General features: G+C 73.7%; 1 protein-coding gene. It reads left to right on the top strand.

Translation table 11 applies throughout. From position 1 onward, the window contains the following. A partial coding sequence (locus AC27KI_RS24785) for a translocation/assembly module TamB domain-containing protein (RefSeq protein ID WP_487116437.1) occupies positions 1 to 1,431 on the top strand: 1,431 nt, incomplete at both ends.

Genomic DNA, 1,431 nt, shown 5'->3' with positions numbered 1-1,431 from the left:
GCCTGGACCCTCGCCGCGCTGCTGGCCCTGGTCGCCCTCGTCCTCGGTGCGGCCTGGTGGTGGGCCGGCGGCCAGGCCTCGCTGGCCACCACGCTGGACCGCGCGGCACGCTACCTTCCCGCCGACCAGCAACTCGAAACCCGCGACGTGACTGGTTCACTGCGCGCCGGCGGCCACATCGGCTGGCTGCGCTGGAGCAGCCCCACGCTGGCGGTGGAAGTCAACGATGCGCGCATTGCCTGGCAGCTGGCGCCCTTGCTGCAGCGCCAGCTCACGCTGGGCGAAGTGCATGCGGCCGAGGTCAAGATCATCCCGCAGGGCCCGCCCCGCACCGAACCCGACACGCCGCCACAGCCGCTGCAATCGCTGGAACTGCCGCTGCGCATCGACCTGCCGTTCCGCGTGGACAGCATCACCTGGGCCGCGCCCAGCCCGGTCACCGCGCAGGGGCTGGCGGGCCACTACCGCTACGACGGCACCCACCACCGGCTGGCGCTGGACAGCGTGGCCTTCGCCCAGGGCCACTATTCCGGCCAGGCCACCGTGCAGGCCCAGGCGCCGATGGCGCTGAAGCTGAAGGCCGACGGCACCGTGCGCACGGCATCGCCGGGCGGCGGCGACGACATCGAAGCCAAGGCCCATGCCGAGGCCAAAGGCACGTTGGCCACCGCAGCCGCACGGCTGCAGATCACCGCCCAATTGCAGGCACAGGCCGCCGAGCCATTGACAGCGGCTCCGCCGACAGCGGAAGCCTCGCGTCCCGCCCCCGGCCCATCCGCCAAACCCGGCAAGCCAGCGGCCCGACCCGCGAAACCCGCCGAGCCGATGCGTGCCGACGTTCAGGCCGAGATCGCACCCTGGGCTGCGCAGCCGGTGCTGCAGGCGCGCGCCGACGTCGAATCCCTGGATCTGGCCGCCCTGTGGCCGCAAGCTCCCGTGACCTCGCTGAGCGGGCAGTTGCGCGTGGACCCGGCCGCTGCTGCCGCACCCGGTGCCACCGCCGCAGGCTGGGCCATCGGTGCCCAGTTGCGCAACGCCGTGCCGGGCCCGTGGGACCAGCGCCGGCTGCCCCTGGAAAGCATCGATGCCCAGGCCGCCTTCGACGGCACGCAATGGACCGTGCCCGACGCCACTGCGCGCATCGGCAACGGCAGCGTGGCGCTGCAGGGCCGTTTCACGCCTGCCACGCGCGCCATGGAAGGCCGTGCCGAAGTGCGTGGCCTGCGCCCCAGCGCCCTCTACAGCACCCTGGACTCCACCCCCGTCGCCGGGCAGGCACAGGCCCGCAGCGAAGGCGGCGACGGCGAACCGCTGGTGCGCTTTTCCGCCGACCTGCGCGCCACCGGCCACCGCGGCACCCCGGCCGTGACCGGCGAGCGCCGGCAGCCTTTGCGCCCGTCGAACGCTGGCCACCGAAGGTCCACCCTGGAC

The sequence above is a fragment of the Acidovorax sp. KPB24-03 genome, assembly GCF_057546605.1.
The sequence above is the reverse complement of the archived record's forward strand: the minus strand, read 5'-3'. Positions and strand labels throughout refer to the sequence as shown.